Below are 5,175 nucleotides of genomic sequence, written 5' to 3' on the forward strand. Positions count from 1 at the left end.
TGACGCCGAGCACGAGGTACTCTTCGCCGTCGAGACGAATGCTCCGGCCGATCCAGCTCGGCTCGCCGCCGAGATCGCGGCGCCAGAGCGCGTGAGATAGAACGACCACCCGCTCGTCGTCGTCACCGGTGAAGACACGTCCCAGGAGCGGCTCGACCCCGAGGAGCGTGAAGAGCGACTCCGTTGCCTTCAACCCCTGGATGCGAACGACGACGCCGTCGCGATCGAGCATCGGATCGAACGGGCGGGCCGCCGTGACATCGCGGAGGCTCTCGCTGTGCCGCCAGTCGTCGAAATCCGCGGCCGTCGTCGGGTTTCTGGTTTCTTTCCGGCCGCGGTCGTGCCGGAACAGGGCCACGAGGCGCGACGGCTCATCGTAGGGCAGAGGTCGCCACAAAACGGCCTCGACGATTGCGAAGACCACGGTGGCCCCGGTGATACCGAGGGTGAGCGTCACGGCGGCCGGAAGGCTGACGGCCGAATTCTGGCGCAAGCTTCGCGCCGCTACGACGAGATCGCGAATCCAAAGCGCCGCCATTCCCCTGGTTGGACGTTCAGGGGAGCCGGCCGGTTAGCAGAAGAACGATGAGCCCTCGAGAAACCTTGGTGTTTGTTCTGAGCCCGCTCAGAACAGGACGCGGAATCCCACTCCCGCGCGGAAACCCCCGGCATCGAACTCGACGCTGTCACCTTCCTCAGAGGCCAGGCTCACCCGGGCGCGGCTGAACCGTGCCTGGAACGCGAATCCAAACTCCGGACTGAGCATGAAGATCACTCCACCGCCCACGTTGAACCCAAAGGGATTGTCCTCCAGCGTCTCGACTTCGGTGTCCTCGAAGCTGACCTCGTCGAAGGGGTATTCCTCTTCGAAGAGGACTTCTGCGAGGACGTCCGTCCGGGTGAAGAATACCGTTGGGCCAGCGAACCCCTCGAAGATGAGCCACGGGGTCGCGGCCTTGGAAAACCTGGCGAAAATGTGAACCGCTGTCTCTCGATACGAGAGGTCGCTCACATCCCCGGAAAGCTCTCGCGACTCGTCGAAAAAGAAAGGGTGCGGGAAAGTTGCTTCAAAGGACCCCTCGTTCTTGCGATCGAAGAGCTCGAAAGATCCGCCCACTCCGAAGGACTCGGTGACGAGATACGTTCCTCCGACCTCGAACGTCGGTCCGGTCCCTCCCGTGTACTCGGTCTCGATAGTCCCTTCCTCGAGATACAGGTCAAAAGTCCTCGATTGGGTGAAATCGATGGTCGTGGCATGGTAGGAGGCATTGAAAAGCAATTGAAAATGCTTTCTCCCGCTCTCCTCCGGCGCGTCTTCGGCCTGGAGCGAGGTAGGCTCGGCGACGGGCTCGGCTTCGGGCTCCTCCAATGTTTCTTCCTCTTCTTCGACGGCGACGGGCTCCTCGGGCACTGTGGGCTCCTCGGGGACGGGCTCCGCCGGTAGAGGCTCCGCCGGCGGCTCCGGCTCGATGAGGACGGGTTCCAACCGTTCGGTCTCGAGTGGCTCCTCAATAGCCTCCCCACCCCAGCTGGGAGAAAAATGAACTCCGGACGGCATGTGGTTCGCCTGCCGCGTCGCTTTCAGATCCACGAGCTCCGACCACACCGACCAGGAACGACCGTTGAGCGCCACCATGTTGACCACGTTATCGGTGATCTCGAAGGCCCGAACGTCGTAGGAAGACCCGTCCTTCATGATGACCCGGTCGGTCACCGCGAGGACCGGGCTCGCAATCAGAGCTGCGAGAACGAGGCCGGAAAGGACGGGCGTACGCATATTTTCCTCCCTCGACGACGAGGTGTAACTCAGTGGCTGCGCGTGGCCCCCCCAGGCCCGCGAAAAGCTTCGCGTGTGTGCACTAAGTAAACGGTACCACAGTCAATGTGAAACCTCGAACTCGGTGCGGGAAGGCTCTGGTAATGCTTCGCGAGTCTAGCGAATCGAGAAAAGATGGTGCTGGGTGCGAATGAGGAGCTGGCCCTTCGCTGCCGCGGGTGTCGCCATGATGACTTCACCCATCGCGTTTCGGTGCAGCAACTCGTAGTCGGGACCGGCGCGCACGACATAGACCTCGCCTTCCTCGCTCGACAGATACAGCCGGCCGTCGGCCACGATCGGCGAGGCGCTGAAGGCACCAGCGGCAGCCCGAGTCTGATACACGCGCTCACCCGATCGGGCGCGGTAGCAGGAGAGCACGCCGTTGTCCTGGAGTGTGTAGAGGTAGTCGCGATAGGCGACCGGCGTCGTCATATAGGAGCCGTCTCTCGTCGTGCGCCAGGCCACGAAATCCGTCCCGGCAATATCGCCGCTTCCGCCCGGCCGTATCGCGAAGATGGGTTTGATTCGGTATCCGCTCACGATGAAAACGAGGTCGTTCCATACGACGGGCGTCGGCGTCGTGTTCTTCGAGCTTCCCGCGAGGCGCCAGAGCTCCTTCCCGGTCATCGGGTCGTAGCCTTGCATGAGCTCGGCCCCGTTGATGAGAAGCTCCACTCGTTTCTCACCTTGGTAAAGGGTCGGCGTCGAGAAAGACGAGATGACGTCACGCTCTGCGCGCCACACGGGCTCACCGGTTGCGGCGTCGAACGCGGCGATGAACGAACCTCCGGCCTGCTGATCGGCGAGAACGATGACGAGTCCGTCGAAGATGATTGGAGAGCTTGCGGGCCCCCAGTCGTAGGTATCGTCGTACGAAGCGCCGGCGTCGATGACGCCGAGGTCACGATTCCATAGCGGAGTTCCCTCGAGGTCGAATGCGTAGAGCCCTTCCGAGCCGAAGTAGGCGACGACGCGCTCACCGTCGGTAACCGGCGTCGGTGACGCGTAGCTGTTCTTGCGCTGCCGCTGAATCTTTGGCACGCCCCGGTAGACTTGACGCCGCCACAGAACATGCCCGGTTGCCCGGTCGAGACCGTAGACGTAGTACGTGTGGGGTGAGAGATCGGAACGCCGGTCGATCCGGCCGTCGATTCCGTGGACGAAGATCGAGCTCGGATCGTCGCTCACCGCGGTCGTGAGGAAGACACGGTCCTCCCAGACCACCGGACTCGAGTGGCCGAGGCCGGGAATCGCGGTCTTCCAATCGACATTCGCGCCTGTTTGAGCGTCCCAATGCGTGGGGAGATCGAGTCCGTCGGCAACGCCGGAGGCGTTCGGTCCGCGAAACGACGGCCAGTTCTGAGCCGTGGCCGGCCCGGCGAGCAACGCCGTCAGGACGAGCACCGAGAAATTCACGGCGACTGGCTGGAGCAAAACGGACCTCCCGGCCCTGATCTTACATGAGGTTTCCGACCGGAAGAGATTTCCTCGCGAGAAACGTATCATTGAATATGGGCATGGATTCGGAGAACGCCCTCGCATTTCTCGCGCTCGTCTGGCTGGTTGGTGGCCTGATTCTCATGGGACGATCCATCCGTCAGGGCCGGGCACTCGCAGACGCTTTGGCGGCACGTCATCCGGAAACGTACGAGGCTCTCGGTCGCCCGCGTCCCGGTTATTTCCACAGTGTTCGGAGGGATCAATTCGCCCGTTTCCTTGCCCGCCGAGAGTTTCGTAATCTTGGCGACCCCCTCCTCGAGGTCCAGTTCGAGGAGCATCGTCAGGCGGAAGCCCGCTTGCTCTTGCTGCTCCTCTCGACCCTCGGAGGCATCGCTTTGCTCCTCTTCATCTCTCGACATGCGGGCTGACCCTTTGCTTTCGTCGATTGTGTCATCCACAAGACCTGGTAGAGTGAACGGAAGAGCTGGAGACGACGGATGGTCGAGACCTCGAACGGTGCGCCGACGACGGCGGCACCTTTAAGCGACTTGCTATCGCGACTGAGCCACCACGCCGCTCTCGCCTTGCGTTACTGGGAGCCGCGGAGACTTCTCTACAATGGCGTCCTGGGCGCAGTGGTGGTGACGCACTTCGTTCTCGCATGGCCCGCCTCTCGCGAGCAACTGTCCTTCGACATCGTCTTGGGGATCTTCCTGCTTGCGGTTCTCGCCAACGTCGCTTACTGCGCCGCGTACCTGCCGGACCTGTTCGTTCGGTTCTCGGGCCTCGACGCCGCGTGGCGTTGGGGTCGCACGATTCTCCTGGCCGTGGGAACAAGCTTTGCCGCCGCGATGACTCATTTCTTCGCGAAAGGGATCTTCGGAGTTTAGGGATGTTGCCGGGACTCCGAGCCGCTCTGGCACTGACCGCTATCTTCGCGATCGCTTGCCAGCATTCCGAGAATCGCTACCTCCGTCGACAGGTTCACGCCGTCGAGCTACACGGTGAATGGGCCGGGACTCCATTTGCAATGAAGTCGCTCGCCGACGTCGGGTTCACCACTCATCTGGACCCTGGGGATCACTGGTTGATTCTCATGGCCGACGGCACTTGCAGCGCGCAGACATTCCTGCGCCCTTACGTTCAAATCGATGGCATCCAAAGTGATTGGCTTACTCCTGATGTTCCGTGTCGTTGGTCTCTAGACTCCGACCGCACGAATCAGAGTCTCGACCTGTGGTTCGAGACGGAGCCCGGGCGAGAAGAACATGCTTACTACTATTTTGACGAGGAAGAAGATCGGCTCCTGCTCTGGCGGTACGCGACCGATCCCGACGCCTGGCGATACATGGAGTTCGTGAAAGTTGGCGAGGCCCCGTAATCGTTCCGAGACCGACGGTCTATTCTTCACTAACAGGCTGATGAAGAACTGCTGTGCAGCCTGCGCGAGCGGAGCGAGCCCGGCGCGCTTGCCGCGCCGTAAGCAGTCCGAGCCGTGGCGGCCCGATCGATCGCGGGTCCCGCCACGGCATTGAGTACTAATGAAAGTTCTCCTTTCATGGAGCAGCGGGAAGGACAGCGCGTGGGCGCTTCACACGCTGCGGGCCCAAGCTGACGTCGAAGTCTGCGGTCTGCTGACGACCGTGAATCGAGCTCACGGACGCGTCGTCATGCACGCGGTCCGCGAGAAACTTCTGGATGCCCAGGCCGAGGCGCTCGGGCTCCCGCTGAGAAAGCTCACCCTCCCGAGTCCATGCAGCAACGAGGAATACGAGACCGCGATGGCGAAAGCCGTCGATGAAGCGCTCCGGGATGGGATCGACGCCATCGCTTTCGGCGACTTGCACCTCGAGGACGTGAGGAGATATCGCGAGGAGAAGCTCCGGGGAACCGGCCTTGCACCGATCTTCCCGCTG

The 5,175-nt window shown here is 62.0% G+C and carries 7 protein-coding genes; 4 read left to right on the forward strand and 3 right to left on the reverse strand.

The genetic code is table 11. The features are described 5' to 3' along the window. The 3 genes from VEK15_18485 to VEK15_18495 form a co-directional block, all read right to left on the reverse strand. Positions 1 to 493 (reverse strand): ABC transporter permease (locus VEK15_18485; protein HXV62694.1); only part of this gene is annotated, 493 nt, incomplete at its 3' end. 132 nt (positions 494 to 625) lie between these two features. Then, positions 626 to 1,777 carry a hypothetical protein gene (locus tag VEK15_18490; protein ID HXV62695.1) on the reverse strand — a complete coding sequence of 384 codons (1,152 nt, stop codon included), beginning with the start codon at positions 1,775 to 1,777 and terminating at the stop codon, positions 626 to 628. Between the two features lie 156 nt (positions 1,778 to 1,933). After that, positions 1,934 to 3,253, reverse strand: coding sequence for a PQQ-binding-like beta-propeller repeat protein (locus VEK15_18495; protein HXV62696.1), 1,320 nt, complete (start codon positions 3,251 to 3,253; stop codon positions 1,934 to 1,936). Positions 3,254 to 3,336: 83 nt separating this feature from the next. Between VEK15_18495 and VEK15_18500 the strand changes: the two genes are divergently transcribed. The 4 genes from VEK15_18500 to VEK15_18515 form a co-directional block, all read left to right on the forward strand. Then, positions 3,337 to 3,687: a hypothetical protein gene (locus tag VEK15_18500; GenBank protein HXV62697.1), complete on the forward strand. Its 351-nt coding sequence runs from the start codon at positions 3,337 to 3,339 to the stop codon at positions 3,685 to 3,687. Positions 3,688 to 3,756: 69 nt separating this feature from the next. Beyond that, entirely contained in the window at positions 3,757 to 4,149 is a 393-nt protein-coding gene (locus VEK15_18505; GenBank protein ID HXV62698.1) for a hypothetical protein, read from the forward strand. A 2-nt stretch (positions 4,150 to 4,151) separates the two neighbouring features. Continuing rightward, entirely contained in the window at positions 4,152 to 4,640 is a 489-nt protein-coding gene (locus VEK15_18510) for a hypothetical protein (protein ID HXV62699.1), read from the forward strand. Positions 4,641 to 4,800: 160 nt separating this feature from the next. Beyond that, the coding region (locus VEK15_18515) for an ATP-binding protein (protein ID HXV62700.1) at positions 4,801 to 5,175 on the forward strand (375 nt) is incomplete at its 3' end.

The organism is Vicinamibacteria bacterium (assembly GCA_035620555.1).
Classification (GTDB): domain Bacteria; phylum Acidobacteriota; class Vicinamibacteria; order Marinacidobacterales; family SMYC01; genus DASPGQ01.

Coding starts and splice junctions, on each gene's coding strand:
- VEK15_18490 (HXV62695.1), bottom strand. CDS start 1,777: ATGCGTACGCCCGTCCTTTCCGGCCTCGTTCTCGCAGCTCTGATTGCG.
- VEK15_18500 (HXV62697.1), top strand. CDS start 3,337: ATGGATTCGGAGAACGCCCTCGCATTTCTCGCGCTCGTCTGGCTGGTT.
- VEK15_18505 (HXV62698.1), top strand. CDS start 3,757: ATGGTCGAGACCTCGAACGGTGCGCCGACGACGGCGGCACCTTTAAGC.
- VEK15_18510 (HXV62699.1), top strand. CDS start 4,152: ATGTTGCCGGGACTCCGAGCCGCTCTGGCACTGACCGCTATCTTCGCG.